Origin of the sequence: Clostridium estertheticum (genome assembly GCF_011065935.2) — a bacterium.
In the GTDB taxonomy this organism is placed as follows: Bacteria; Bacillota; Clostridia; order Clostridiales; family Clostridiaceae; genus Clostridium_AD; species Clostridium_AD estertheticum_A.
Genome location: NZ_JAAMNH020000001.1, coordinates 2366338 through 2392003 on the forward strand (window position 1 = coordinate 2366338; position 25666 = coordinate 2392003).

At 32.3% G+C, this 25666-nt stretch carries 28 protein-coding genes; 23 read left to right on the forward strand and 5 right to left on the reverse strand.

Annotation, left to right across the window (positions count from 1 at the left end):
• Positions 1 to 174 precede the first annotated feature (174 nt).
• The 5 genes from G9F72_RS11020 (at position 175) to yyaC (ending at position 6787) form a co-directional block, all read left to right on the forward strand.
• A complete protein-coding gene (locus tag G9F72_RS11020; protein WP_164958917.1) occupies positions 175 to 1686 on the forward strand; it encodes an amino acid permease in 1512 nt (503 codons plus the stop codon).
• Between the two features lie 301 nt (positions 1687 to 1987).
• Positions 1988 to 2200: a heavy-metal-associated domain-containing protein gene (locus G9F72_RS11025; protein ID WP_164958918.1), complete on the forward strand. Its 213-nt coding sequence runs from the start codon at positions 1988 to 1990 to the stop codon at positions 2198 to 2200.
• 674 nt (positions 2201 to 2874) lie between these two features.
• On the forward strand, positions 2875 to 3606 hold the full coding sequence (locus G9F72_RS11030) for an alpha/beta hydrolase (RefSeq protein ID WP_224676083.1): 732 nt from the start codon (positions 2875 to 2877) through the stop codon (positions 3604 to 3606).
• A 108-nt stretch (positions 3607 to 3714) separates the two neighbouring features.
• The gene (locus G9F72_RS11035; protein WP_224676084.1) at positions 3715 to 5613 is read left to right on the forward strand and encodes a UbiD family decarboxylase; all 1899 of its coding nucleotides are present in this window, start codon (positions 3715 to 3717) and stop codon (positions 5611 to 5613) included.
• 406 nt (positions 5614 to 6019) lie between these two features.
• Positions 6020 to 6787, forward strand: coding sequence for a spore protease YyaC (gene yyaC, locus G9F72_RS11040; protein WP_164958919.1), 768 nt, complete (start codon positions 6020 to 6022; stop codon positions 6785 to 6787).
• Between the two features lie 221 nt (positions 6788 to 7008).
• On the opposite strand, the gene G9F72_RS11045 is transcribed toward yyaC, so the two are convergent.
• Positions 7009 to 7200, reverse strand: coding sequence for a hypothetical protein (locus G9F72_RS11045; RefSeq protein WP_164958920.1), 192 nt, complete (start codon positions 7198 to 7200; stop codon positions 7009 to 7011).
• A gap of 320 nt (positions 7201 to 7520) precedes the next feature.
• On the opposite strand from G9F72_RS11045, the gene G9F72_RS11050 reads away from it, so the two are divergent.
• The 6 genes from G9F72_RS11050 to G9F72_RS27060 all read left to right on the forward strand — a co-directional run bounded on the left by G9F72_RS11050 (position 7521) and on the right by G9F72_RS27060 (position 13022).
• Entirely contained in the window at positions 7521 to 9443 is a 1923-nt protein-coding gene (locus tag G9F72_RS11050) for an OPT family oligopeptide transporter (RefSeq protein WP_164958921.1), read from the forward strand.
• Positions 9430 to 9771: a PqqD family protein gene (locus G9F72_RS11055; protein ID WP_164958922.1), complete on the forward strand. Its 342-nt coding sequence runs from the start codon at positions 9430 to 9432 to the stop codon at positions 9769 to 9771. The genes G9F72_RS11050 and G9F72_RS11055 overlap by 14 nt, the downstream gene beginning before the upstream one ends.
• A gap of 339 nt (positions 9772 to 10110) precedes the next feature.
• Positions 10111 to 10878, forward strand: coding sequence for an epoxyqueuosine reductase (locus G9F72_RS11060; RefSeq protein WP_164958923.1), 768 nt, complete (start codon positions 10111 to 10113; stop codon positions 10876 to 10878).
• A 292-nt stretch (positions 10879 to 11170) separates the two neighbouring features.
• Positions 11171 to 12217 (forward strand): inorganic phosphate transporter, encoded by a 1047-nt coding sequence (locus G9F72_RS11065; protein WP_164958924.1) that lies wholly within the window; start codon positions 11171 to 11173, stop codon positions 12215 to 12217.
• A gap of 12 nt (positions 12218 to 12229) precedes the next feature.
• On the forward strand, positions 12230 to 12853 hold the full coding sequence (locus tag G9F72_RS11070; RefSeq protein ID WP_164958925.1) for a DUF47 domain-containing protein: 624 nt from the start codon (positions 12230 to 12232) through the stop codon (positions 12851 to 12853).
• Positions 12854 to 12899: 46 nt separating this feature from the next.
• Positions 12900 to 13022: a hypothetical protein gene (locus G9F72_RS27060; protein ID WP_263486871.1), complete on the forward strand. Its 123-nt coding sequence runs from the start codon at positions 12900 to 12902 to the stop codon at positions 13020 to 13022.
• Positions 13023 to 13140: 118 nt separating this feature from the next.
• Here the strand turns inward: G9F72_RS27060 and G9F72_RS11075 are convergent, their stop codons facing one another.
• Positions 13141 to 13728 (reverse strand): TetR/AcrR family transcriptional regulator, encoded by a 588-nt coding sequence (locus G9F72_RS11075; RefSeq protein WP_164958926.1) that lies wholly within the window; start codon positions 13726 to 13728, stop codon positions 13141 to 13143.
• Positions 13729 to 13895: 167 nt separating this feature from the next.
• On the opposite strand from G9F72_RS11075, the gene G9F72_RS11080 reads away from it, so the two are divergent.
• The 9 genes from G9F72_RS11080 (at position 13896) to G9F72_RS11120 (ending at position 20148) form a co-directional block, all read left to right on the forward strand.
• The gene (locus tag G9F72_RS11080) at positions 13896 to 15584 is read left to right on the forward strand and encodes an oleate hydratase (protein WP_164958927.1); all 1689 of its coding nucleotides are present in this window, start codon (positions 13896 to 13898) and stop codon (positions 15582 to 15584) included.
• Positions 15585 to 15854: 270 nt separating this feature from the next.
• Positions 15855 to 16118, forward strand: coding sequence for a hypothetical protein (locus tag G9F72_RS11085; protein WP_164958928.1), 264 nt, complete (start codon positions 15855 to 15857; stop codon positions 16116 to 16118).
• Positions 16119 to 16205: 87 nt separating this feature from the next.
• A complete protein-coding gene (locus G9F72_RS11090; RefSeq protein WP_224676085.1) occupies positions 16206 to 16349 on the forward strand; it encodes a hypothetical protein in 144 nt (47 codons plus the stop codon).
• Between the two features lie 167 nt (positions 16350 to 16516).
• Positions 16517 to 16699, forward strand: coding sequence for a hypothetical protein (locus G9F72_RS11095; RefSeq protein ID WP_164958929.1), 183 nt, complete (start codon positions 16517 to 16519; stop codon positions 16697 to 16699).
• Between the two features lie 302 nt (positions 16700 to 17001).
• Positions 17002 to 17439 carry a GNAT family N-acetyltransferase gene (locus tag G9F72_RS11100; protein ID WP_164958930.1) on the forward strand — a complete coding sequence of 146 codons (438 nt, stop codon included), beginning with the start codon at positions 17002 to 17004 and terminating at the stop codon, positions 17437 to 17439.
• A 112-nt stretch (positions 17440 to 17551) separates the two neighbouring features.
• A complete protein-coding gene (locus G9F72_RS11105; RefSeq protein WP_164958931.1) occupies positions 17552 to 17770 on the forward strand; it encodes a hypothetical protein in 219 nt (72 codons plus the stop codon).
• 35 nt (positions 17771 to 17805) lie between these two features.
• A complete protein-coding gene (locus G9F72_RS11110) occupies positions 17806 to 18387 on the forward strand; it encodes a hypothetical protein (RefSeq protein WP_164958932.1) in 582 nt (193 codons plus the stop codon).
• 43 nt (positions 18388 to 18430) lie between these two features.
• A complete protein-coding gene (locus G9F72_RS11115) occupies positions 18431 to 18580 on the forward strand; it encodes a hypothetical protein (RefSeq protein ID WP_224676086.1) in 150 nt (49 codons plus the stop codon).
• 344 nt (positions 18581 to 18924) lie between these two features.
• On the forward strand, positions 18925 to 20148 hold the full coding sequence (locus G9F72_RS11120) for a hypothetical protein (protein ID WP_164958933.1): 1224 nt from the start codon (positions 18925 to 18927) through the stop codon (positions 20146 to 20148).
• Between the two features lie 301 nt (positions 20149 to 20449).
• Here G9F72_RS11120 and G9F72_RS27410 read toward each other — a convergent pair whose 3' ends face one another.
• From G9F72_RS27410 to G9F72_RS11135, 3 genes are all read right to left on the reverse strand, one after another.
• Positions 20450 to 20620 (reverse strand): zinc ribbon-containing protein, encoded by a 171-nt coding sequence (locus G9F72_RS27410; RefSeq protein WP_164958934.1) that lies wholly within the window; start codon positions 20618 to 20620, stop codon positions 20450 to 20452.
• A gap of 70 nt (positions 20621 to 20690) precedes the next feature.
• The gene (locus G9F72_RS11130; protein WP_164958935.1) at positions 20691 to 21629 is read right to left on the reverse strand and encodes a dipeptidase; all 939 of its coding nucleotides are present in this window, start codon (positions 21627 to 21629) and stop codon (positions 20691 to 20693) included.
• Positions 21630 to 21680: 51 nt separating this feature from the next.
• Positions 21681 to 23030 carry a L,D-transpeptidase/peptidoglycan binding protein gene (locus G9F72_RS11135; protein WP_224676087.1) on the reverse strand — a complete coding sequence of 450 codons (1350 nt, stop codon included), beginning with the start codon at positions 23028 to 23030 and terminating at the stop codon, positions 21681 to 21683.
• A gap of 572 nt (positions 23031 to 23602) precedes the next feature.
• On the opposite strand from G9F72_RS11135, the gene G9F72_RS11140 reads away from it, so the two are divergent.
• The 3 genes from G9F72_RS11140 to G9F72_RS27415 all read left to right on the forward strand — a co-directional run bounded on the left by G9F72_RS11140 (position 23603) and on the right by G9F72_RS27415 (position 25639).
• Positions 23603 to 23773, forward strand: a complete 171-nt coding sequence (locus G9F72_RS11140) for a hypothetical protein (protein WP_164958937.1) — start codon at positions 23603 to 23605, stop codon at positions 23771 to 23773.
• Between the two features lie 27 nt (positions 23774 to 23800).
• On the forward strand, positions 23801 to 24568 hold the full coding sequence (locus G9F72_RS11145; protein WP_164958938.1) for a potassium channel family protein: 768 nt from the start codon (positions 23801 to 23803) through the stop codon (positions 24566 to 24568).
• Between the two features lie 243 nt (positions 24569 to 24811).
• Positions 24812 to 25639 carry a hypothetical protein gene (locus G9F72_RS27415; RefSeq protein WP_164958939.1) on the forward strand — a complete coding sequence of 276 codons (828 nt, stop codon included), beginning with the start codon at positions 24812 to 24814 and terminating at the stop codon, positions 25637 to 25639.
• Positions 25640 to 25666 lie beyond the last annotated feature (27 nt).

Here is a 25666-nt window from a genome sequence, read left to right on the forward strand (position 1 = left end):
AAGCTATGATTAGCCTAAAATTAAGTGAAATTAAAGAGAGATATGCAGAAAGAGGATTGTAAGATTCAAAATTGGAGCTTTATCACTTCAGGGTGCTGTAATAGAGCATACAACTTGAACATGTAAAAATATATAAAGCGAATCATGCGATAATACAAATGAAGGAGAATCTTTATGAGTACAAATGTAGAATTGAAACAGAGTGAAGGCGATTTAAAACGAACCCTAAAACCACGCCACATGAACATGATTGCAATCGGTGGTGCAATCGGAACCGGTTTATTCTTTGCCAGCGGAAATGCGATTAGTTCATCAGGACCGGGAGGTGCAATTGTATCATTTGGTATTATGGGTATTCTTGTTTACTTCTTAATGACTTCACTAGGAGAAATGGCAACAAAGCTACCAATTTCCGGTTCCTTTGAAACCTATGCGTCAAGATTCGTTGACCCAGCTTTAGGTTTTGCGTTAGGTTGGAATTATTGGTTTAGTTGGGCTGTAACTGTTGCAGCGGAATTAGTTGCTGCTGGGCTTATTCTTAAGTTTTGGTTCCCAAACACTGGAACGACGGTTTGGAGCATATGCTTCCTTGTTGTTTTATTTGGATTAAACATTATATCTGCAAAAGCATTTGGAGAAAGTGAATTTTGGTTTGCAAGTATTAAAGTTGGTGCAATCATAATATTCCTTATCGTTGGTGTACTTATGATAGTAGGTATTATGGGAGGAAAATCACCTGGCTTGGATAATTGGATTTTAAATGATGGTATAGGTCATAGAGGACCATTCATAGGTGGAATGTCTGCTATCATGATCGGATTCTTTGCAGCAGGATTTTCTTTTCAAGGTACAGAATTAGTTGGTCTTGCAGCTGGTGAGTCTGAAAACCCTGAAAAAGACGTACCAAAAGCAATCAACACAGTATTCTGGAGAATACTTATATTCTATATCGGTGCAATTACCGTTATTGGATTCCTTATTCCTTTTAATGATCCAAACCTATTAAAGGGCGGTGCAGAAAATGTTGCATTTAGTCCATTTACAATAATATTCCAAAGATCTGGTATTGCAATTGCAGCATCTTTGATGAATGCAGTTATATTAACCTCGGTTCTTTCTTGTGGTAACTCTGGGCTATATGCAGCTTCGCGTATGCTCTATGCTATGGCTAAGGAAGGAAAAGCACCTGCATGTTTCGGAAAAGTAAATAAACGTGGAGTTCCAATTAACGCTGTATACATTACAACACTGGTTGCGTCCTCTGCTTTCTTTGCATCCATGATTGGAGATGGTAAGATCTACTACATTCTTTACAATGCATCTGGTCTCACAGCATTCTTTGCATGGCTTGGTATAGCTGTTTGTCATTATAGATTTAGAAAAGCCTATATTGCGCAAGGTAGAAAATTAGAAGATTTAAAATACAAAGCATTATGGTTTCCTTTTGGTCCTATACTTGCAATGATTTTATGTACAGCGGTTATATTCGGTGCAAATATATGGGTGTTCCAGGCTGAAACCTTCAGTTGGTTTGACTTCATAACAAACTATGCGCTTATTCCTATATTTATTATTCTTTACTTTGTATACAAAATAAAACATAAAACAAAAATCGTTCCTCTTATGGAATGTAATTTTGAACATACAGAGTATGAGAAGGAAGAAAAGGAAGAAGAGGTCGCATAAAATAGCAAGGAGTTGACCTTCTACCCCTAGCTTACTATAATAAAATATAAATTGACTTCAGTAGAATGAAAAAGGAAATTAAATTCTACTGGAGTTTTTTATTTTTATGCATTATTATATCACAACATTAATATATTACGATATAATGATGTTAAGCAAGGTAAATTATTATTTCAGAGAACACAAATATAACAGTTAACGTAAGTTTTGCGAGGCAGGCCAAACCAGCGGTCAAACTACTTCTCTTAAGGTAAGGCTTTAAGTCATTAATGTAAAGTTTAAATTTGAAGGGAGGAATAAAATGAAAAAGAAAATATTTATAGAAGGCGTAAGTTGCGTACATTGTGTAAATTATGTAACAGAGGCGCTAATGCAGATTGGAGCAAAAGATGTGTTAGTAAATCTTCATAAAAAGCTTGCTACTGCCGAAATAAATGATAATATTACTGATGAAGTTATTAAAGCAGCTATTGAAGAGGCAGGATATGATGTTATACAAATAGAGAAAGGTTAAATAGAAAAAATATAATAAAAGTAAAGGCGTAAAAAAGAGTACCATTTACATTGAAAGTTTAAATGGTGCTCTTATATAGATATTAATTAATCTAGACCTGATTTTTGAATTTCTTCTGCAGTTTTAGGAGTTGGTACTGTAGTTTGGGGTGTTGGTACCATTCCATAACAAATTTCCAAGATATACTTAATGACATGATTTATAAATATAATGAAGCACTAGTTACATCAGTAGCTGGTGTTTTTGTTTTGTCTTAAAAACAATTGGATTAGAATGAGATTTACAATTTAATTTGGAATTAGGGTTAGATAAACATTAAAGGAAAAACAAAGATATAATAACAAAGTTTATAGTATAATATAAAAGTATGAAGTTGATTAAAAAACCAATATAGATGTTAAGTATTAAGCATAGGAGAGATATTATGATATTAAGTGTAAGTAGGAACAACTGCTAGTAATAAAGCTTTTGAGGGGAAATACCAATATGGAATTTTAGAAATATCTGTAGAAGGTGGAACTGGATACTATGGAGAGTGTGGGGACGAATTTGATTTTATATTAGACACAGAAACTAGAAAATGGCTTCCTGACGTTAACCATTTTCAGGAAGCGAACTTAGGAGTACATATTTTTATAAAAATATAGGACGTTGTGGGAAAGGGGATAGTTTTAATGAGGGAAACCATGGAAGGTAATATAGAGAATTTATCGATAGCAGGGTATGAGTGTACATTATACCTACCACCAAAATACTACAAAAATGATGAGAATTATCCTGTTGTATATATAAATGGTGAAGATAATATACGGGAGATAATGGAGGATTTGGAATCCCATTTTGGAGTAGATTGCAGTGCATTTATTGCCATAAGTGTTATGTCGGAAGAATGGAATGAGGATTTTACGCCATGGCCTGCTCCTGCTTTAACAAAAAAGAGTGAGTCTTTTAAAGGAGGTGCAGCAAGCTATCTTAATTTTCTTGCAGATACAATCAAACCATTTATAGATGAGCATTATAAAACAAGACCGGAGCCGTCAAATACTGCACTTATCGGGTATTCATTAGGGGGACTTACTGCATTGTATGCCCTTTATACAATTAATGCCTTTGGTAAGATTGGAAGCATGTCTGGTTCTTTGTGGTATGATGGATGGATAGAATTTATGGATTCTCACATGCCAGCAAATGCCTCTAGCCGGGTGTACATGTCTCTTGGAAGAGGTGAGGAACATAGCAGAAATCAGCGCATGGCTAAAGTAGGTAATTGTACACGTAAAGCTGCTCTAATACTAGAGAAGCAGCTTGAATTCAAAGAAAATCTTATATTGGAATGGAATGAGGGTGGACATTTTTCAGAAGTACCCAATAGGTTTAAGAGGGCATTGCTGTGGCTCATGCCATAGTAGTATATGATTTTCACGAATAGTGTCTCAAGATCTCTAGCATATAAAGCTTGGGAGTGGTCTCAATATAATTAAGTCTGAAGTCGATTGTGTGAATTATTGAAAACAATGGTTGCATTAGAATATGCAGGATTAAACTTTAATAAAGAAATGAGGAGTGAAAGAATGTATCATAGTTTAGAAGAATGTATTCTTGATTTAGAAAAAGCTGGTCAATTAGTTAGGGTACATGAAGAAGTGGATCCGAACCTTGAAATGGCAGCTATACATATGAGAGTTAACGCAGCTGGTGGCCCTGCACTCTTATTTGAAAATGTTAAAGGCTCGAAATTTCCAGCGGTATCAAATTTATTCGGTACCCTGGAGAGAAGTAAGTTTATCTTTAGGAATACCTTAGAGTCAACTAAGGAAGTGATTGCAGTACGAAATAATCCAATGAGTATACTTAAGAATCCAATTAAGCACATAAGTACAGGATGGGCAGCTTCAAAGGCACTCCCTTTGAAAAAATCCAGTACTAAATTAGCTGGATTCAAAGAAATACAAATTTGTGACATTCCGCTTATTCACCATTGGCCAGATGATGGAGGTGCGTTTATTACTTTGCCTCAAGTTTATACAGAAGATCCAGAAAAACCTGGTATTATGAATAGTAATTTAGGAATGTACCGTGTTCAGCTTAGTGGCAACGATTATAAAATGAATAAAGAGGTTGGTTTGCACTATCAAATTCAACGAGGAATCGGCATTCATCAAGAGAAAGCCAACAAGCTTGGTGTTCCGCTTAAAGTAAGCATTTTTATTGGAGGGCCTCCTGCTCATACGCTAGCTGCCATCATGCCATTGCCTGAGGGACTAAGTGAAATGACCTTTGCAGGACTTCTTTCTGGACGTAATTTTCGTTACTCGTATGTTGATGGTTATTGTATTAGTCTTGATGCTGATTTTGTCATTACGGGTGAAATTCATCCAGGTGAAACGAAACCTGAGGGACCTTTTGGTGATCACATTGGCTATTATAGTCTTGTTCATGATTTCCCATTAATGAGGGTGCATAAAGTATACGCAAAGTCCAATGGAATCTGGCCATTTACAGTTGTTGGTCGTCCTCCTCAAGAGGATACCTCTTTTGGTGATCTTGTCCATGAGTTAACAGGTAATGCGGTAAAATATGAAATTCCTGGTGTGAAAGAAGTTCATGCAATTGACGCAGCGGGAGTTCATCCATTGCTATTTGCCATCGGAAGTGAACGATATACACCATACCAAAAAATTAAACAACCTGCTGAACTTCTCACCATTGCCAACAGGATTTTAGGAACAGGACATGTTAGTTTAGCTAAATATTTATTTATTACGGCAGAAGAGAGTGAGCCGTTAGATACCCATAAAGAGATAGAATTTTTAACATATATACTTGAACGAATCGATCTTCATCGTGACATTCATTTTCAAACAAATACAACAATTGATACTCTTGATTATTCGGGCACGGGTCTAAATACAGGTAGCAAAGTGGTAATCGCTGCGTGTGGTGATCAGAAAAGAGAATTGTGTAGTGACGTGCCACAGCAGTTAGTGGATTTACAAAATTTTAAAAATCCAAGGTTAGTAATGCCAGGCATCGTCGCCATAGAAGGACCTGAATTTTTAAGTTATAAACAAGCGCAAAAGCAACTAGATGAGTTATGCTCGGCAATTCAAGTAAGAGGTGATATGCCAACTTGCCCAATGATTATCCTATGCGATGACAGTGCATTTATGAGCTGCTCTCTACAAAATTTCATATGGGCAACATTTACGAGAAGTAACCCTTCACATGATATTTATGGAGTTAATAGCTATTATGAAAACAAGCACTGGGCCTGTGATAATATGATTATTGATGCCCGAACTAAACCACACCATGCGCCGCCATTAATTACTGACCCGTCAGTTGAAAAGAATATCCAGCGTTTCTTTGAAGAGGGAGCGAGTTTAAGTAAAGTTAAAAATGAAATAATCTAAGGTCGGATTATAATGGAAAAACCGCGATTTAGGATGATTTAAGGCAACCACAGCGGTGAACTGCTAAAATACTACGAGAGCACATCTCGTAGTATTTTACTTTTTTTGCAAATATTGAAGGAGAATTTTATATGTTTGTTGAATTATGTGAATAGAAAGTTTTAGAGGTATTAATAGACTTATAGTACATAATGTATAAAATGGTTTAATTGTATGTTACTAAATTATAAATGCTTAACTTGTATAATCACTTATAAATTTTTTATAAGTTAAAAATGTTTAAAAAATAAAAAATTGCATTGTTGGTAATGTAGTGGGGTTTTGCTTTATGACTAGTAGTGTTCCAAATGAGAGTGCATTATTTTATAATCAACAGAAGGTTTAGCCTAGAGGGGGTTTGGACAGTTTGAATATTGCATATTTGATTAATTTTATTAGAAAAAAACAAAAAAATAAGGCAATAGATTATAATGTAAATACAGAACCATTAAGTGACTTAAATGTATTGAAAGAATTAAACTTGCGTGCAAGTGAAGAGGCAACATGTATATTAGAATGCATACATTTATTTGTAACCAATGGAACAAGCTCTTTTAAGGATGCCTGTTGTAAGGATAATAAAGTTTCTTTGAATAAAGGGGTAAGTAATAGAGCATTAAAAGTAGCAAACTATCTAATAGAACAAAATCTAGACAATTTTGTGATATTTTGTGTAGGTACACCGAAATTAGTGGGGGATAGCTTAGGTCCTAGGATAGGTACAAAGTTAAATAATTTAGAAAACTTTGGTGTGCCTATTTATGGGACACTAGATTCACCTATACACGCACTTAACTTAAAAACAAAATTAGCAGAAATTCAAAAAATACATAGTGGTAAAAAAATTATAGCTATAGATGCATCTGTAGGAACACCACTTTTAGTAGGTGGTGTTTATATAGAAAACAAGCCTCTAATGACTGGAAAGGGAGTAAATAAAACATTACCACTTGTAGGTGATTATGTTATTAAGGGTTGTATTGGTATATATGAATATGATGTTGCAGTAACTATAAGTAATTTGAATATAAGTGCTTCTTTTGTTGACGAAATGGCTGATACTATAACAAAAGGTATAGCGTGCTATCTGAGTTTTTTAAAATATGGTTATATCAAAGAAAGTTACTGGGAATAAATTTTAAAAACAAGGTTGTGCGAGTTTCAATCACTTACAACCTTGTTTTGTTTTACTTTATAGCATTTAGATATAGGTAAATAGACTATTATCCATTTATTATCACTCAGCTTATTGCTTATATTTTCGTATGTTTCTTTTGTATCGGTTAATTTATAATCATCAAAGCATTTCCAATGCGATCCTTTAAAAATGTTATTTTAAAGGAGTGTAGACTTATTTTATTTTTGTATTTTATTTTTCCCACCCCAGCATTTATCGCAACTTAAACAACAATTAGTAGCATAATTATTACAGTGGCCATTATGTGTAAGATTAGATAAGTCATCACTATTTTTTAATTTTTTTATCCAGTTGAACATACTTTTTATTTCATCTTTTCCTTGTTTATCTAAACGCATTTTCGATTCCATGATATACCACCCTTTTAATCCATCAATTTAATTGCTATGGTAAACATTATAATACTTTACTTTATAACATTCAGTAACAATTGATACCAATACTAATCAAACGCATACATTTATAGGAAAGTAGGTTTCAAATTTAAATCGTGCTTTATTTGAAACGCTGAATAATTCTAAAAATGTATAGAACATAAATTGTATAATTATTGGAACTATTGCAAATTACTAAATAGATAAATTCCCTTATTCGCAAAATTAAGAAAAATCGTTTTATGTCGAAAGCATGTTATAATAATATTTATAAAATATAAAAGGAGGTATGACTTATGGATAATAAGTTATCAAAAAATGCATATGGTGGGGTAGACGGTAAAGACTACGTTCCCTACATTTCCAGTGGTTCTAAATCTGGTGGAAACGTTGCCGTATTAATAATCGGTATTATTTTAGCTGTAATATTTGCAGCATCAACTGCCTATTCAGGTATGAAATCAGGGCTTACAGTTGCCGCTGGTATACCAGGTTCTATAATAGGTTCCGCATTTATAGCTGCATTTGCTAAACAAAAAGGTATCCTTGGCAAAAACTTAGTTCAAGGTATGGCAAGCGGCGGAGAATCTGTTGCTAGTGGTATAATATTCGTTTTACCAGCAGTTCTTTTAATAGGTGCTAAAGTTACTTTCTTAGAAGGTTTTGCTGTTGGTATAGGTGGAGTTTTATTCGGTATCGGAATAGCTTCTCTTGTTTACAATTACTTAATCGTTGAAGAACACGGTAAATTAATGTACCCTGAGTCAATGGCTATATCTGAAACACTTGTTGCTTCAGAAGGTGCTGGAGAGTCAATGAAGTTCATGGGAATAGGGTTCGGAATAGGTGGTATTATAACTGTTATAACTAGTTCATTTTTGAATGTAGCTAATAACGTTATAAGTTATGTAAATGAAACTTTTTACAAGTGGAAATTTGAAGTTGAAGTTAACCCTCTATTATTAGGTATAGGATTCATAGTTGGTATAGATGTTTCTTTAACTATGTTTGCTGGTTCTTTATTATCTAACTTCGCTATTATGCCTTTAATAGGTTACTTCATAAACCTTGGAAGAGATGGTGTAACTGTATGGAATAATCCTAGTGTTGCTATAAACGCTATGCAAGTTAAACATATCGCTGGTAGTTATGTAAAATATATCGGTGCTGGTATGATGCTTTCTGGTGGTTTAATAGGTGCTATAAAACTTATACCTACTATAATATCTTCCATAAAAGAAACTATGAATGCTAAGGATTCAAATAGTGGTAGTGGCTCATCTGTTGGAAACCTACTATTACTTAGTGGAGTAGTAGTATGTTTCATAGGTGGTTTCGTGGTATCTGGTGGTAATATATTAATGGCTATAGCTGCTTCTATTTTATCATTATTCTTATCATTACTATTTGTTATAGTTTCTGGTCGTTTAACTGGTACTATAGGAACTTCAAACCTTCCTGTATCCGGTATGACTATAGCTTCTATAGTTGTTGTAACATTATTATTCGTTGCAATGGGATGGAAAAATCCTGAAAGCAACAAATCATTACTTTTATTTGGTACATTTATAGTTACCGCTATATCTGTGGCTGGAGGTTACGCTCAATCACAAAAGGTTACTTTCATAGTAGGTGGTAACAAAAATGAAATGGATAAGTACTTTGCTATATCTGGCGTAATTGGTGTTGTAGTAGTTATTGGTACTATATTATTACTTTCAAGCAAACTTGCAATGACTGGTGATAATGTTCCATTTGCACTACCTCAAGCTAACTTAATGTCAACATTAACTGCTGGTATAATGTCAGGTAAATTACCTTGGGTTATGATCATTGTTGGTGCTGTTATGGGAGTTGTTTTATTCTTATTAAAACTTCCTGTAATGACAGTTGCTATAGGATTCTATTTACCAATAGCTACAACTTCTATAATATTAATAGGTGCATTAGTTCGTTTATTTGTAGAAAAAACTTCTAAATCTGAAAAAGAAAAAGAAGTTAAAGTTTCTAATGGTATAAGTTTATCTTCTGGACTTGTTGCCGGTGGTTCTATAATAGGACTTGTAGGTATAATACTTCAAGTAACAGGTGTTATAAAAGGAACTGGGCCAAGTGGATTTACTGCTTCTAATGGAATGGCAGTTATACTATTATTAGTTCTAATAATAGCTACAATAATACCTATAGTAAGCAGTAAGATAAAAAATGCCGAGAAATAACGAAGACGTTTTAAATATAATATATAAAACCTCTGAAAATTTCCAATATGAAGTAGATAAAGGAAATATTGTGACTATACTTGAAAAACAAGATCATAAGTTCCAGAAGCTCTTTAGAAAACTTAAATTCAGAATTCCAGAGTATAAAAAAACATCTTTAGATGAATATGGAAGTTGTGTGTTTTTACAGATAGATGGCAAGAAAACTGTAAAAGATATTGGAGAAAGTCTAGAAGCAAAGTATGGTGATAAAGTTCAACCACTTTATGAAAGATTATTGTTGTTCTTAAACCATATCGACGTTAATTGTCACTATATAAAAAAATAAATTTCTAATACAAAGGGTCTGCTGCACTAAGAAATTAGTGTAGCAGTCTTTTTTTTGCAAAAAATACGATTCCCGCAGGAAGGACTTAGTTTTTACTACATCATTATTCTCCCTAAGTTTTGCTAAACTAGAAGCGCTTGTTAGGATAGAAGGGATAAAAATCACAATTGGTAAGAAATACATATAAACTTAAAAGGAATTTGTGAAAATATGTCGAAATCTTGAATGCTAGCATTTCCCTAAAATTATTAGCAAAGGCTACTTGTGAATCCAAACCTATTCATAAGATGCCTTAGTTTAATTAGGTTTAAAAAAAATAAGTATAGAAAGGAAGGCAAAATGAATGATAAAGTAGAATTCATCATAAAACAATTTGTAAAAAACTACTCGGAAACAAGAGATGTTCAAACTAAATGGAAAGAACCTTTGGTAGCGTATTCAGATGCCATGGATAATATGTTTTATGATCTTAAGGATGTGGTAAGTCCCTCTCATGCATTACCTAAAGATTTTTTACCAGATGCTAAAACGGTAGTAGCATATTTTATACCTTTTGATGAAGAGGTAGTTAAAAGTAATATAGAAGGAAAAAAAAGCTCGCAAATTTGGGCAAAAGCATATATAGAAACTAATCAACTAATCTTAGATCTAAATACTTTTATTAAAAATGAATTACAAAAGTCAGGATATGAATCAACCATTATACCAGCAACACATAATTTTGATGAGAAGAAATTAATTAGTGATTGGTCTCATAGACATGTTGCTTTTATTGCTGGACTTGGAAAATTCGGATTAAATAATATGTTGATTACTGAAAAAGGATGCTGTGGAAGGGTTGGTAGTTTTATAACTAATTTAAAGATAGAGCCTACTAAAAGGAAAAATGGAGAGAACTGTTTGTACAAGCATATGAGTATATGCAAAAAATGTGTAGATAGATGTGTAAATAATGCTTTAAAAGTTGATTGTTTTGATAGACATAAGTGTTATGAGATGTGTTTATACAATGCTGAGTTTCATTCAGATATTGGCTTGGCAGATGTGTGTGGTAAATGTTTAGTTAATATTCCATGTTCTGCTATAAACCCAGTAAAAATTGAGTAGTGAAGCGTTGAAAAACACAATGCTTATAAAGAAAATTAAATTAAAAGTGAAAGCTAATTCACGTAATATGAATCCCAAAAGCAGAGAGTATCAAGTCTGTGCTTTTGTGATTTTTGATTAGGATAAAAAATATTGTGAGTTAAATATAATAATAATTAAGATTTACTTGATATCAATTTTATAAGCCTTAAGGGTCTTAGATGATATGGAATAAAAATAATAGAGACTCAAAGACTTATGTTGAGACAGTAAAAATATTTATGGTATATTATTAGTATTAGGAGTTGATGATATGTTATCTATTAGTACTTCCATAATTTTAATAAGTGTGATTGTAATTGCGCTTATTTTTGCTTTATCAAATGGACTTCATGATGCAAGCTCTGTGGTGGCAACTTTTATTATTTGCGGAGCAGCAACACCAAAGCAAGCTATTGGTGTTGCCTCAGTCTTTGGCTTGTTAGGTGCTATTCTGGGTGGAAGTGCAGTAGCAGATACTATTTCTAAGGTAATAGATCTACCAGTGAATCCCTTCTTGCTTAAAGTATTGCTGGCGGCCATGCTTGGAGCGGTAATATGGAATATAATTACTTGGAGGTTAGGGCTGCCTTCAAGCTCGACTCATGCCTTAATTGGTGGCATTATAGGAGCGGTTTGGGTTTCCTCAGGAAGTACTCATATACTATGGGGTTTTAAGCAAGTTATTGGATTAAATCATCAAATCACAGGAATTGTAAAGGTAGTTGCGGCGTTAATCATTTCACCACTTTTGGGTTTTATTGTTGCTTTTATTCTCCAAAAGATCAGCAGAGTTCTCCTTAGAAATGCTAAATTTACTATAAATAAACCACTTAAGAGAATACAATGGGTGATTGCAGCAATTCTTGCATACAGCCACGGGGCTAATGATACTCAAAAAATATTTGGAATAATAACCTTAGCTTTAGTTGCAGGAGGAAATGTAACAATGAATGCTACTCCACTTTGGGTACGGCTTTCAGGTGGAATGGTGATGTTTATTGGTACAATGCTTGGAGGATGGAGTATAATTAAAACAATCGGGAGAGGAATATATTCTATAGGACCAATTCATAGTACTAATTCTCAATTAGCCTCAGTAGGCTCAATTTTGATAGCTACCATAATTGGTGCTCCAGTATCTACAACTCATGTGGTAGTTGGTAGTGTAATTGGGGTGGGGGCGTCAGATGAATACAAAATGGTCCATTGGGGTATAGCAAAAGAAATTATTATGGCGTGGTTTATCACTATACCACTAACTGCAATTGTTTCCGCTTTAGTATATCTAGTATTAAATTTAATTTTCAAAGTAATATAATGGAGGTAAATTATGGTGAAAATAAGTATTATTGATAGGCTTTTCCCTGCTAATTGTGATTTTTATGAAATGTTAAACAAACAAGCAGAAATAAATGCCTTTGGAGTAGATATGCTACACAAATGGCTGAGTAGTGGTTCTGATGAAGATAAGCAAAAGCTGCTTGTGTATGTTAAAGAGGCTGATGAAGCTAGAATGAGTATGGAAAGCAAATTAATAGAAGCATTTACTACTCCTTTTGATAGGGTAGATATCTATTCTATTTCTATTGCTATGGATAAGATAATTAAATATAGTAAATCAACTCTATTGTCAATGGAAGCTTTTGAAGTGGCGCCAGATGATACTATAACCTCTATGGTTGGGAAACTTAAAGAAGGTACGGATTTTCTTTTAGAATCAATAAATATCCTGAAAAATAATCCAATTAAGTCACAAGAAAATATTATTAAGATAAGAGCTACACATACAGAAGTAGAACAACTTTATCGAGATGGAATGTCTATTGTATTTAAAAGTAGTGATCCAATGAATGCAATTAAACATAGAGAAGTATACCATCACATAAAAGATGCCTCACTTAATTTAGAAGATACTGTGGATATATTCCATAGGATAGTTGTAAGGCTTATATAGCAAAGATAATAATATTAAAAGATGAAAAGGAGATGTTTTTTATACTATGGGAAAAGTAGTTGAAAAATTAACGTCAACTGGAGAATATAAAATAGAGTTAATGGATTTGTCAGATGAGGCTAAAGAGGAAATTGATGAAATTATGCGGAGTGCCTGTAATATAATTTAACTAATTAAGGATAAAGAGGATTTAGGGATAAGGCTTGGTATAGAAATATACCGAGTCTTATCTTTACTATTCGTAATAGTTAAAGTTTATAAAACTCATGATAATGCATAAGATTTTATCATGAGTTTTTCATATTAAGTGATTCATATTGTTCTAATGCATTAATCATACTTCCTCGCACTGTTATTGATAAGGCTTCTATGATTTTTGCAGGTTCTTCTTTCATATCGTTTTGTAACCACTGAACAACAAGACCTAAAAAAGCAAGTGTGTAAAAATTGGCAAGAAAATTTTTGTGGCTGGCATCTATCTGCATATCTCCTGTCTGAGTATCCACTACATGTTGTATTAATTGATAGGTAACAGAATAAAGGAATTTCTCCAAATGCTCGCGGCCCAACGAGTGATAGGCACAAAGACAGATTTCTCTATTATTTTGTATATAGAGAAATAAATTGAGAAAACCCTCTTGCCAGGTATTATAGGTTGCATGTTTTTGAAGCTCTGCAATAGCTTCCTTTTTATACATCCATTCCAATAAATCATATATATCCCGAAAGTGATAATAAAATGTGCGCCGGTTCAACTTGCAGCCGTCTACAAGTTCCTGCACAGTAATTTTGTTCAATGGTTTTGTAAGCATCAGAAGCTTCAACGAGTCAGCCATAAGATCCTTTGTCATTTCGGTCATAATTGAATGAGCCATTCCACTACCCCCTGTTTGATTTATCCATAAATTTATTACACAATTGGACTGTTTTGTTACAACATTACACAAATTCACTATGTTGATAATATCACTTATTTTCATTATAGGCTATGATAATGATATAAAGCAAATCAACATATAAATTGGGAAAGGAATGGTGTACTATGGGTAACTATCAAAGAATAAATCCGTTAAAAAAGGATGGAATTGAAAATAAAAGGGCATATTTAATCGGTGGTGGTATTGCTTCTCTTTCGGCAGCAGCATATATGATCCGCGATGGACATATGGATGGTAAAAACATTACTATTATGGAAGAAACCCACGTTTTAGGAGGCGGTATGGATGGCGCCGGAGATGCACAGGAAGGATATATTATCCGCGGTGGCAGAGAACTAGAGGAACATTATGAATGCTCTTGGGATCTGTTTAGTTTTATCCCTTCATTGAAAAATCCTAGCAGAACCGTTTTGGATGAATTTCGTGAGCTAAACCTTGTAGAACCTAATGAATCTAATTGTCGCTTAATTCATAGCTGTGGAGAAAAAGCGGATTTTTCAACCTTAGGTTTGTCTGACCTTCATATCAAACAAATCACAAAACTTTTTCTTGCGACAGAAGAGCAACTTGGTGCAACCACAGTTGAACAATTTTTTGATCCCACTTATTTAGAAACAAACATGTGGTATTTCTGGAGATCTATGTTTGCTTTTGAAAACTGGCACAGTGTTGTTGAGATGAAACGATACATGCAACGCTTTATGCATCTACTTCCTGGTATGAATCAGCTCAAAGGAATTTTGCATACTGAGTATAATCAGTACGATTCCATGATTTTGCCTCTTATTACTTGGCTGAGGAGTGAAAATGTAAACTTTGACCTCCACACACAGATAAATGACTTGGATATCAGCATTGACTCCAAGGAGAAAACCGTAATCGGTATTCATCTAGTTCGTAATGGCAGTCCAGAAAAAATTGTAGTGTCTCCAGAGGATCTTGTCTTTGTTACCAATGGTTCAATGACCGAGAATTCCACTTTGGGCAGTATGCATACACCTGCTGTTTTGAACAGAGATAAAGTAAATCGAGGTTGCTGGAATCTTTGGAAAAACATTGCATCAAAAGACCCTTCATTTGGTCACCCAGAAGTATTCTGTAATAACATTGATAAAACAAAGTGGGAATCCTTTACCATGACCTTTAAGGGGCCATTTATGGGTGATTTTCTTAAAAAATTAACTGGCAGAGATCCTGGTATGGGCGGCGTTGTTACCATAAAAGATTCTAACTGGTTGATGAGCTGGACTTGCTCTAAGCAACCTCACTTTATAAACCAACCAGACGATGTATTAGTTTTGTGGGCATATGGCTTATTTCCAGACAATGTGGGTGATTACATCAAGAAAAAAATGTGTGATTGCACTGGTGAGGAACTTGTTTCAGAATTACTGTATCACATGGGACTTAAGAATGAAATTCCTTCCATATTGAAAAATGTAAAAGTTATTCCTTGCATGATGCCTTATATCACCAGTCAGTTTATGCCTCGTGTTAAGGGGGATCGTCCAGATGTTATCCCGAGTGGCAGTACAAACCTTGCATTTCTTGGACAATTTGCTGAAGTTGCAGACGACTGTGTATTTACTATAGAATATTCCATTCGTACGGCTATGATGGCTGTTTATAAATTACTAAACCTTGAAAAACAAGTGATTCCAGTTTATGCATCAAAATATGATATACGTGTGTTAATGGCTGCTACTAAAACGCTATATAGCGGACGATTGATTCCAGGAGAGACCATTATCAAAAAACTTATTAAAGATACTACGTTAGAAAATTTATTGTAAAAGAGTAGAGTTTCTTATAAAAGAGTAAAGTTTCTTATAAAAGAAAAAAAGGAGGGCAGACTTTTTAGCAACGGGTTCCATTTTGATGTGCAAGTTTAATAAATAGCATATAAAATCACTTGTGAATTAACATAAAAATCACAAGTGTTTTTTTGTTGGTCTTATTATGGCATTGCATAATTTAATTTATTCTAAAGGAAGAATTTACACCTTTTATTTATCTCGATATGGTATATAATATATACGAACATATGTTTTGGAGGTGGTAACATGAAAGTTGTAGCAAAGTACATAGAAGTAGTTTCTTGGACCGATACAAAGGGGAATATAAATCCTGTAAGATTTAAAATTACTAATGAAGATGAAAGTAATTCTGTTGTAAGAATAGATAAAGTTATTTGCGTAGATAAAGAAAAGCTAGCAGGTAACAATATGCTAGCGTATAGGTGTCAGAGTGTAATAGACGGAGTTGAGAAACTATATGAGATTAAATATGAGTTAGGTACTTGCAGGTGGATATTATTTAAGATTTGAGACTAGAGTAAGGTCATGTTACTCTAGGAATATCCACAGCAGATTTTCGGGTACAATGAAAAGGTATATTATTACAATATAAATACTGTGACAAACTCTATAGTTTTGGGCGAATTGATAAATACTGATATACCACCAATAGTAATTCAACCAACTAATCAAGAAGCTGCAAAAGCTGATTTATTAGCAATGGGACTAGACGAGAATGGTAATCCAATAGTAGTAGAATAATTTAAAAGGCAATAGATGGGCTTAGGCTCTTTTTTTATTGTCCTTTTACTAAGCAATAAGATATCCCTAATCTTTATATTTATTCTATATTATGGTATTATTAAGATGAAATCGTAACTTATTGTGTAATTATTTCCAAGTCGACAAAAACTTTGGAGGGGAGAAATATGATTGAATACTTATTAGGTGGAGTGGTTGCTGGTGTAATCGGATTTTTTTTGGCAAGCATATATGGTGTTGCATTTGTTATACTGTTATATTACATTGCTTTATGCTTAATTAAATTAAGCAATATAGAAAAGAAAATAGACAAAATTATTAACACAAGAGATGTAAGGAATAATGATTAAAAGAAACCTTTGTTAGTTCGCATGTTTCCTTTTAGACGTCACAAACAATAAAAGTTTGTGGCGTTTTTACTTGTGACGACTTAGGAAAATATGGTGCAGTAAAGTTTGGACTATTCCAATATCTACTATTATGTTATATAATGGTAACAATGATTCGGAAGCATAGTATATAACGTAAGAAAAGCAAATAAACACAATGGAAAAAATAATTATAAACATTTTTTCCATGTGTTTATTTAAATCTTATTGGTATAATATGGTGAATTAAAAAATTATAAATTTAATAGGGGGAAATACTATATATGGAAATTGAATTATTAGAATCAAAACATATACATGAGTGTTCGGTATTGTTAATGCAAGCTTACAACTGTGCTCCATGGGATACCCATTGGTCGAAGGAGACATCCGAAAGATATCTGAAGGAATTTATGATTAATCCAAGGTTTGTTGGCTTTGTTATTTGTGAGGACAATAAAATTGTAGGTGCTACATTTTGCCATGAAAAAACTTGGTGGACAAATGATGAACTATTTATTGATGAATTTTATATAGCACCAAGTTTTCAGCGTAAAGGTTACGGTAAAATTCTTTTACAGCATATAGGAGAATACATAAGAGAAAAAAAACTTGCCGGGTTTACACTTCTGACGAATAGATTTATGCCTGCTGTTAATTTTTATGAAAAGAATACTTTTGTCAAAGCAGAGCATGTAGTTTTTATGTACAAAGAAGTATAGTATTATCAATTAAACAGAAGTGCGTTCAGTAGAGTTAGTTCGCATGTTTCCTTTTAGACGTCACAAACAATAAAAGTTTGTGGCGTTTTTATTTGTGACGTCTTAGGCGGATATGAAGAAACAAACTGATATAAAAGGCACTATACAATATCCGACAATTACGACTGGCAAAGTAACACAAATACTCCATAAAACAGGTTCTACTGTAATACGAACAGACATTTTTGTTTATACCACAAACCTAGTAACTGAAACAAGAACAATGGCTTCTGATGGTAGCACATTAGTATACAAATATCACACAGACACATTACAAACGGAGGTGATTTAGTATGTTAACCTCTAATATATAATTTAATTATTGCAATGCAAACTGCAATAGCAACGATAGGGACTAATGTAACTGCTCTATTAACAAATGTAGGATTAGTTAAAACTGAAACCGCCTTAATAAAAACAGATACAACTGCCCTACTAGCAAAACCTAATTGGAATAACGCAACTTTAAATAAGGTAGCACAATTTTATCCTTCTTTACCTGTTAATGCTTTTCAATCCATATTAAATATTAGCGGTAAAGGCTATGTAAATAAAGTTTTAATGGATGCTGGTGGAACAGGGGCTGTAATGCATATAAGAATAACGGTGGACGGCGTAGTAATGGTTTTAATCCAATCACCGTCAGACGATAGTATAAATGCATTTGGTGTTTTGTTAGAGGATTTAATAAAACCATCTAATAGTGGTTCACCTTCTATAATAATGGCGTATTTCAGAAATAAATATTGCAATTTATATCCAAATCCCGACTCATATCCACATACATTGAATTATGCTCGAACTATTGTATTGGCCCAACCCATTTATTTCAATACAAGTTTGTTGATAGAATTGTCATGTACAGATAGTGGAGGAAAATATATAGAAGTATCATACGTTGTACTTTAAGAGGGGGGTTAATAGTGGAAAATAAATATAAAACAACTACTTAATGATTGAATTGTTTTATAACAGAATTATAAATAAAGAAAGGACATTTTCAGAGGTTAATGTTAAATACCAATTAGCAACACATAATATGTTATTAGCTAATGGGTATGATGATAATGGAGATAAAATACCAGTAGTTATTGAGCAATAGGAATAAAATGAAATGTAACTAGATTTTAAATTAATATAAAATGACTGAATATAAATAAGGACAAATATAGTAAGACGATAGAAAAACTTTTATGGTCAATTTTTATTTGTGCCTATTATATTATGTCTAATCTTTACTTTTATAGTGTATAATGCTAATATGTACTGGTAGTATAATAGTATTTATGATAAATATTTATATAGTTGGAAAATAACGTATTTGACAACTTTATAAGCACAATAAAATTAAAAGTATAAATTTATGAAATAATTGTAGGAGGTAAAGAAATGCATTAGTACAAATTAAGAATATTGAAATATTTAATATCGATAGGGGGAATAAAAATGATTAAAATTAAAAAAGTAGTAGCATTAAGTGTTGGTTTGATTATGTCAGCCTCACTGTTCACTGGATGTTCAACTGATGGACTAGCGCTTATGAATGTTTTTAGTAAATCACAAACGATAAATTCTATGCAGAGTCAAACTGATATTTCGGTAAAAGTTTCAGGTTCTAATATGTCAGCGCACGAACAAGAAATGATGAGTACAATATTACCTATGATAAATGGAACGAAGATTTCTATGCTAACTAAAACTAATCAAAATAAAGAAAAAACAATTGCTAAAATGCAAAGTGATATGGTTTTACAATTAGGCCAAATGCCTAATCCTATAAACATGAGCGTCTGGGTTGATGTGGATACAACTGGAAAAAAACCTGTACTTAATGAAGTAATTAAAATGCCTCAATTGCTGAGTTCTCAACTTCCAAAGGAGTTACAGGGCAAAGACTATATGGTAATGAATTTAGCCGATATGACAAATGCACCGGGTATGCCTCAAGCTGATTATAATAAACTAATGTCTTTTAGTAAAGAATTTCAACCTAAATTTCTTGATTTTATGGTTAAGTATGCAAAACAATTTAATCCAACTACAAATTATATTAAGCATGTAGGAAGCCAAAGCTTTTTAGAAAATAGTAAAAAGCAGTCTATAGATATTTATGAAATAAAATTATCTGACAAGTCCTTTAAGGATTTAATGCACTATACTTTGAATAATCTTACTGAAAATACTGATGCTATGAACTTTGTTAAGGAGTATATGACATCTATGATGTCAGTTTATGACCTAACTGATGCGCAAGTTAAAAGTAGTCAGGATGAAATGAACAAGGCGTTTGATAATTTAACAATTCAATGGCCACAACAACTTGCAAGTTTAAACAAAGCATTAGGTTCTCTTGATAATCTAAAAATACTTGGCGATAATGGAATTACAATTAGGTATACTGTTAATGCTGATGGCTATATTATAAATGAAAAGGGAAACGCTGAATTTGTTGTTGATATACCTGGCATAATTAAATTAGTTGGAAATTCTGAAAAAGCTAGCACTCCTAACAATCCAACTGGTAGATATACTATAGGTATAGCCTTTAATACTGATATGACTAATATCAATGGAGATGTTGATATTGTATTCCCAAAGGTGAATTCAACTAATTCATTTAACTATACTGATATAATGAAGATGATTTCTACAGAATTACCGACTAAATAGAAAAAAACGTCACAAACAATAAAAGTTTGTGGCGTTTTTAGTTGTGACATATTGGGAAAATATTTCGACACAACTAAGGTACTCGAAAGGGTGATTTTTTTATATAAAAAAATTGGAGATGAGAAGCGGAGAAAACTCTAGAACAAAAATATAAAGAGTTAGAAAAGAAGCAGGTGTACTTGAAAGATCTCCAAGTGCAGCAAAGAATTTTTATGAAGATAGTAATAGGGATGCTTATAGTGATAGATTTGCAAAGACCTCTTGGGTAGAACAAATTTTTATTTAAAATTTAGATTTTAGATTAATGATAAAAAAACACTACTGTACATGGGGGAACCCAGTGCAGTAGTGTTTTTTTACATTTTGGACAGGGCGGTAAAGTATCAGTATTATCATCTAATACTACTTTTTGTCCACAAACTTTACAAATATATGTACCATTTCCGGGTTTTTCACCAGTTGAGTATGCCACAAATAATTCACCTCTTTCTTTTTATTAAATTATTGTTAATGTGATTTTAGCCTTGTGGTAAGCAGAATTTTTATAAAGTATCTTTTATTACTCTGATTGCATTTTTATAAAGTATTTTCTCTATTTCTGCTTCTGAGAAATGATTTCGCTGAAGCCCTAAAATTAGTTTGTTAATTTGTCCAATATTTTCTATTTGAAGTCCATCGCTTATACCATCAAAATCTGTTCCTATTGCTATAACGTCTATTCCACCTACATTTTTAATGTGACTTATATGCGTTACCATTTCTTCTACTCTACTTAAAGGCTCTGTTCCTAAAAATGATTTTTCAAAATTAATTCCCATTATACCGCCTTTATCTGCAAGAATTTTTATCATTTCATCACTAAGATTTCTGCAATGAGACGTAATGCTACGTGCATTAGAATGAGAAGCTACGAAAGGTTTAGAAGAAAGTTTAGCAACATCATAAAAACCTTTATCTGAGAGATGAGAAACGTCTATAATCATACCTAGACTATTCATCTCTTTGACTACTTCTTTTCCAAAGGAAGTTAAACCCTGCAGGTTATACTGTGCCTTACTGCTTGGAAACCCAATTTCATTGGGATAATTCCATGTGAGTGTAATAAGCCTTATTCCCAATTGATAAAATCTTTTAAGGTTATCAATCTCTCCTTTTAGAACTCCGCCTTCTTCAATGGCAAGAAAAGCAGACAGTTTTCCCTGTTCGTTGTTATCTATCATAGCTTTATAGTTTTTTGCTATTGCTATTTGCTCTTTATTTTTTTCTAATTCCCTAAAGAATTTATTTGCCATTTTCATGCAATATGCAAAAGGATCTTCAAATTCTTTTAAATCTACAAAAAGTGCAAAAAACTGTGCCAGTGAATTTGCTTGTTTTAACTTATTTATATCTACACTAAATTCATTTACTGCTATTCCAAATCGTTCTTCATCCTCCATACACTTTAAAATGGTATCACAATGCAAATCAATTAACATCATAAAAACACTCTCCTTATCTATATAAAATATTAATAAGTAGTTAATTCAGTCCTAGTAACAAATAACCGGAGTACCAGTCTCAATATTATCAAATATAGTTTGTGCTAAAATAGGTGGTGAATTTATACAGCCATGAGAACCATTTGTCAAATATATATTTCCACCGAAGGCATCCCTCCAAATTGCATCATGTATACCAATTCCACCATTAAAGGGCAAAAAAACGTTGACAGTCACACTGTAGCCTTCTCCCTTTAATATATAATTTTTTTCTTTATATTGTACTCTATAAACACCAGTAGGTGTTGGATGTTTTTTGCTTACATCACCAGAAACGAAATCACCTTGTATAATAAGAGAACCGTTCTTATAAAACCATAAATGCTGTTTTGCTATATTAATTTCCACGTAGGTATTCCCGATATCATTGATATTATGAGATATAGCTGTTTGGATATAACGCGGTTCTTTTGCTATAGTTTGTCCACTTTTTATAGCCACAATTAAATCTTTAACTTCCCCTTTACGGTCAACTAGCCATCCATAATTACCACCACTGACGTTTATAGTTGTACCGAGTGATGTAACAAATTCTCTTTGCTTTCCAAATGTTTCATAATTACTGTCTAGTTTATTTAGATAATCTTTCATTTCCTTTTCATCAAATGAAATTTCAAGATTTTCGTTAACTCCAAGCCATTTATGTATTATAGAACCATCTAAAACTTCATTACCACCATTGAAGGTATAAGTAATTTTTGAAGCTAAATATTTATTTAGCAAAGATTTAGTAGCTATAACTTCTTTGGAACTTGAAGTATATTTGGGATTTACATAGTTATTTGACCTATCCAAATTTAAGGTTGTTTCTCCTTTGAGAATTGCATTAACTATATTTGCATATAAAGTCTTGCTATTTACTTTATTCCCAATAACTTCATTTACAATTACATAGCCGTTATCTAAATATTTAAAGCTAGCATTTTGAGGTTCAATTTCTTTCTTGATATCAAAACAAGAGAGATCATCAAAACGTTCTTTTAAGAGTTTTTTATCATAGGTCACCATACCGTTTATTTCAGAAGGTTTTTGATTGATAATCCCATGAATCCACATAAAAGAACTCTGGTTGTCTTTTAAAACTTGAATTTTACCATTTGCATTATATTTAAGTCCAATGTCATCAGACTTGATTTGTTCTTTCACACCGTTTCGTTCTTGAAGTTCAAGTGTATAAGTTTCGCTTTTTAATAATATTTCTTTATTTAATTCCGCTACTGTTTTACCAGAAGCATTAATGCCATTAATTACAGAACCAAAGTAAAAATGAGTGCTAAAATATGCTGATGTACCCAAATATAAGACAAGTAAAATAAAAGCAGAAATTATACTAATCTTCATAAGTTTGTTGAGTTTTATTGTTTGTATTTCCGTTGTAAATTTATTGTGGTTTATAGGTTGTATTTGCATGAGGCACCTCTTTTAATTAATTTTCATATATAAGTTTATCATTTTAATTTTTCCTTGTATCTCATTTATGAGTTGAACTTTTTTCAAGTTATATAATTACAATGTTTTTTTCTTTTCTTGTGTAATTTTAGCATCAGCGTCCTTTTTAGCTTATTGAGTTAACTATTCTTTTGGTTCACTCAAAATAAATTATGAATTTTATATTAAGTCTATATTAATATAGCATATATTTTAATAATAAATCAATCTAAAAAGACAATAAAGTACATATATAAAATATAAATAAAACTCCTCGGAAATGTTGGCGGGTAACAATGTGCATATAGGAAATTCGCGACCTTCATAAAATCCTCGAGGGTTATGAATGAATTGTAAAGTGAGGGTTTTAAAAAAGCATGCTAAGTCGACATTTGTTAGAAACTTAATTTGGTTTGCTAGTTTTATGTTATAATTTGTTAATATTAAAAAAATAAATTCATTATTTATGAAGGGTGGACTAAATTATGAGATTAATTGCATTAGTTAGTGGAGGTGGGATTACTTCAGAGAGTAGACATACTACAAGTTATCTGATTGATACAGGAGAAAAAACTGTTTGCAGTTTTTTTATCTTGGGACGCAAGAGTAAAATGTGGTGCAATAAAATTTATTTATATAATAGGATGTCTGAATAGACATGGATAAAGATGGAGATGATTGAAATGATTAAGATTAATTTAATAAAAAATCGAAATTTTGTAGCAGTTTATGAAATATTGATGGCTCTATTGGCTTTAGTTGTTGTTGCCATTCTAATAATTGAGTTATCATATAATTTACCACAAAATATTATTATTATATTTTCAATTATTGATAATATAGTAGTAGGTATTTTCGCTATAGACTATTTTACAAGACTATTTTTAGCTAAAGATAAAGCCAAGTTTTTTAAGAGTAATATTATTGATTTAATTTCGATTATCCCATTCAATACAGTATTTCAGTCAGTTAGAATATTAAGGTTATCAAAACTACTAAAGTTTACTAAGGTATTTAGGTCGGGTGCATTGATTTTAAAGTTTAGAAAATATATGGATAAATTTTTAAAAACAAATAACTTTAATTATATTATTTGGATAACTTTATCTACATTAATTATAGGTGCTATTGGAATACATTTTACAGAAGGTATAACATTTGGAAATGCGCTATGGTGGAGTTTTGTTACCATAACCACTGTAGGATACGGTGACATTTCTCCACAAACTCCGATAGGAAGAATTATTGCGGGAATAATAATGCTAACAGGTATTGGATTTCTGGGTATGCTAACTGCAACTATAGCTACATTTTTTCTAAAAGGAAATGATAGTACAAGCTATAAAAATCAAACAATTGAAGATATTAAAGCAAGATTAGATAATTTTGATCAATTAAATATTGAAGACATAAATAATATCCATAACGTACTTATAGCATTAAAAAAATAGATAATGTATCTATTTATAGTATTAATTAGCAAATATGAACTTCCAGTTAGCTAAATTATTCTATTATTTTCGATTATAGGCTAATACAATTAGATTGTAAAGTTTTTAGAGAAAAAGATTAGGATATTTATAATAAGGAAATCGGCCGATGCCGAAATATAATAAGATATTTATTGTAGTATTTTTAAATATATGGTAAGGTCTTAATTGGAATTATAAGAAACTTATTAGGGGGATTTATTAATGGAAAAATTTATAAAACATATCGTGGGATTTAGAACCAATACTAAGTCAAAAATAATAGTGGCTTTAGTATATTACAGTTACTGCATATATTCAATTCCAAGTAGAAGCATTGTATCATCAGTTATAGGGTTTGCACTTCCTTTTATATTCTTTGCTTTAAAAGATAAAGGTGATGCACAAAAAAAAGAAAAAGAGATTAAGTCGGGAAAATTTGTTGAATCAATTAAGCCTATTGAAATCAATAAACCAATTGTATTGACTAAATTACTTAAGAGAACAGTTATTGCAGGTATAGTAGTGTTACTTGGACTTGGTATGTACTCAAATTCAGTTCAAAATAAAAAAGATTTAGTATACGCAGTTGAACAAAAGGCTATAGCGACTAAACAAGCTAAAATTGATGTAGAAGCTAAGAGGGTTGCGGATGCTAAAGCCTTAGAAGCTAAGAAGATCGCAGACGTCCAAGCTATAAGGGATAAAGAGATAGCTAGGTTACAAGTTATTGAAGACACAAAGATAGCCGATGAACAACATGCTAAAGCTGAATCAGAAGCAAAAATACAAGCAGAAGCGCAGCTTAAGGCTCAACAAGAAGTCGATAAAACAGCAATAGCAGTAGCTAATAATAGTAATAGTGTAGCTGCATCAAAACCAGTTTCAAAACAAACCAATAGTGGAGTAATGGTTTGGTTATCAGCAACAGGAAGCAAATATCATTCAATAAATAATTGTGGTAAAATGAATCCAGATAATGCTACGCAAGTTACTTTAGAGGAAGCTAAAATTAGTTATAGTCCATGTTCTAAATGTAGTCCACCTCAATAATATGTAAGGATTTAGATATAAGGCTTA

Coding starts and splice junctions, on each gene's coding strand:
- G9F72_RS11020 (WP_164958917.1), top strand. CDS start 175: ATGAGTACAAATGTAGAATTGAAACAGAGTGAAGGCGATTTAAAACGA.
- G9F72_RS11025 (WP_164958918.1), top strand. CDS start 1,988: ATGAAAAAGAAAATATTTATAGAAGGCGTAAGTTGCGTACATTGTGTA.
- G9F72_RS11030 (WP_224676083.1), top strand. CDS start 2,875: ATGAGGGAAACCATGGAAGGTAATATAGAGAATTTATCGATAGCAGGG.
- G9F72_RS11035 (WP_224676084.1), top strand. CDS start 3,715: ATGGTTGCATTAGAATATGCAGGATTAAACTTTAATAAAGAAATGAGG.
- G9F72_RS11045 (WP_164958920.1), bottom strand. CDS start 7,200: ATGGAATCGAAAATGCGTTTAGATAAACAAGGAAAAGATGAAATAAAA.
- G9F72_RS11050 (WP_164958921.1), top strand. CDS start 7,521: ATGGATAATAAGTTATCAAAAAATGCATATGGTGGGGTAGACGGTAAA.
- G9F72_RS11055 (WP_164958922.1), top strand. CDS start 9,430: ATGCCGAGAAATAACGAAGACGTTTTAAATATAATATATAAAACCTCT.
- G9F72_RS11060 (WP_164958923.1), top strand. CDS start 10,111: ATGAATGATAAAGTAGAATTCATCATAAAACAATTTGTAAAAAACTAC.
- G9F72_RS11065 (WP_164958924.1), top strand. CDS start 11,171: ATGTTATCTATTAGTACTTCCATAATTTTAATAAGTGTGATTGTAATT.
- G9F72_RS11070 (WP_164958925.1), top strand. CDS start 12,230: ATGGTGAAAATAAGTATTATTGATAGGCTTTTCCCTGCTAATTGTGAT.
- G9F72_RS27060 (WP_263486871.1), top strand. CDS start 12,900: ATGGGAAAAGTAGTTGAAAAATTAACGTCAACTGGAGAATATAAAATA.
- G9F72_RS11075 (WP_164958926.1), bottom strand. CDS start 13,728: ATGGCTCATTCAATTATGACCGAAATGACAAAGGATCTTATGGCTGAC.
- G9F72_RS11080 (WP_164958927.1), top strand. CDS start 13,896: ATGGGTAACTATCAAAGAATAAATCCGTTAAAAAAGGATGGAATTGAA.
- G9F72_RS11085 (WP_164958928.1), top strand. CDS start 15,855: ATGAAAGTTGTAGCAAAGTACATAGAAGTAGTTTCTTGGACCGATACA.
- G9F72_RS11095 (WP_164958929.1), top strand. CDS start 16,517: ATGATTGAATACTTATTAGGTGGAGTGGTTGCTGGTGTAATCGGATTT.
- G9F72_RS11100 (WP_164958930.1), top strand. CDS start 17,002: ATGGAAATTGAATTATTAGAATCAAAACATATACATGAGTGTTCGGTA.
- G9F72_RS11105 (WP_164958931.1), top strand. CDS start 17,552: ATGAAGAAACAAACTGATATAAAAGGCACTATACAATATCCGACAATT.
- G9F72_RS11110 (WP_164958932.1), top strand. CDS start 17,806: ATGCAAACTGCAATAGCAACGATAGGGACTAATGTAACTGCTCTATTA.
- G9F72_RS11115 (WP_224676086.1), top strand. CDS start 18,431: ATGATTGAATTGTTTTATAACAGAATTATAAATAAAGAAAGGACATTT.
- G9F72_RS11120 (WP_164958933.1), top strand. CDS start 18,925: ATGATTAAAATTAAAAAAGTAGTAGCATTAAGTGTTGGTTTGATTATG.
- G9F72_RS11130 (WP_164958935.1), bottom strand. CDS start 21,629: ATGATGTTAATTGATTTGCATTGTGATACCATTTTAAAGTGTATGGAG.
- G9F72_RS11135 (WP_224676087.1), bottom strand. CDS start 23,030: ATGAAGATTAGTATAATTTCTGCTTTTATTTTACTTGTCTTATATTTG.
- G9F72_RS11140 (WP_164958937.1), top strand. CDS start 23,603: ATGAGATTAATTGCATTAGTTAGTGGAGGTGGGATTACTTCAGAGAGT.
- G9F72_RS11145 (WP_164958938.1), top strand. CDS start 23,801: ATGATTAAGATTAATTTAATAAAAAATCGAAATTTTGTAGCAGTTTAT.
- G9F72_RS27415 (WP_164958939.1), top strand. CDS start 24,812: ATGGAAAAATTTATAAAACATATCGTGGGATTTAGAACCAATACTAAG.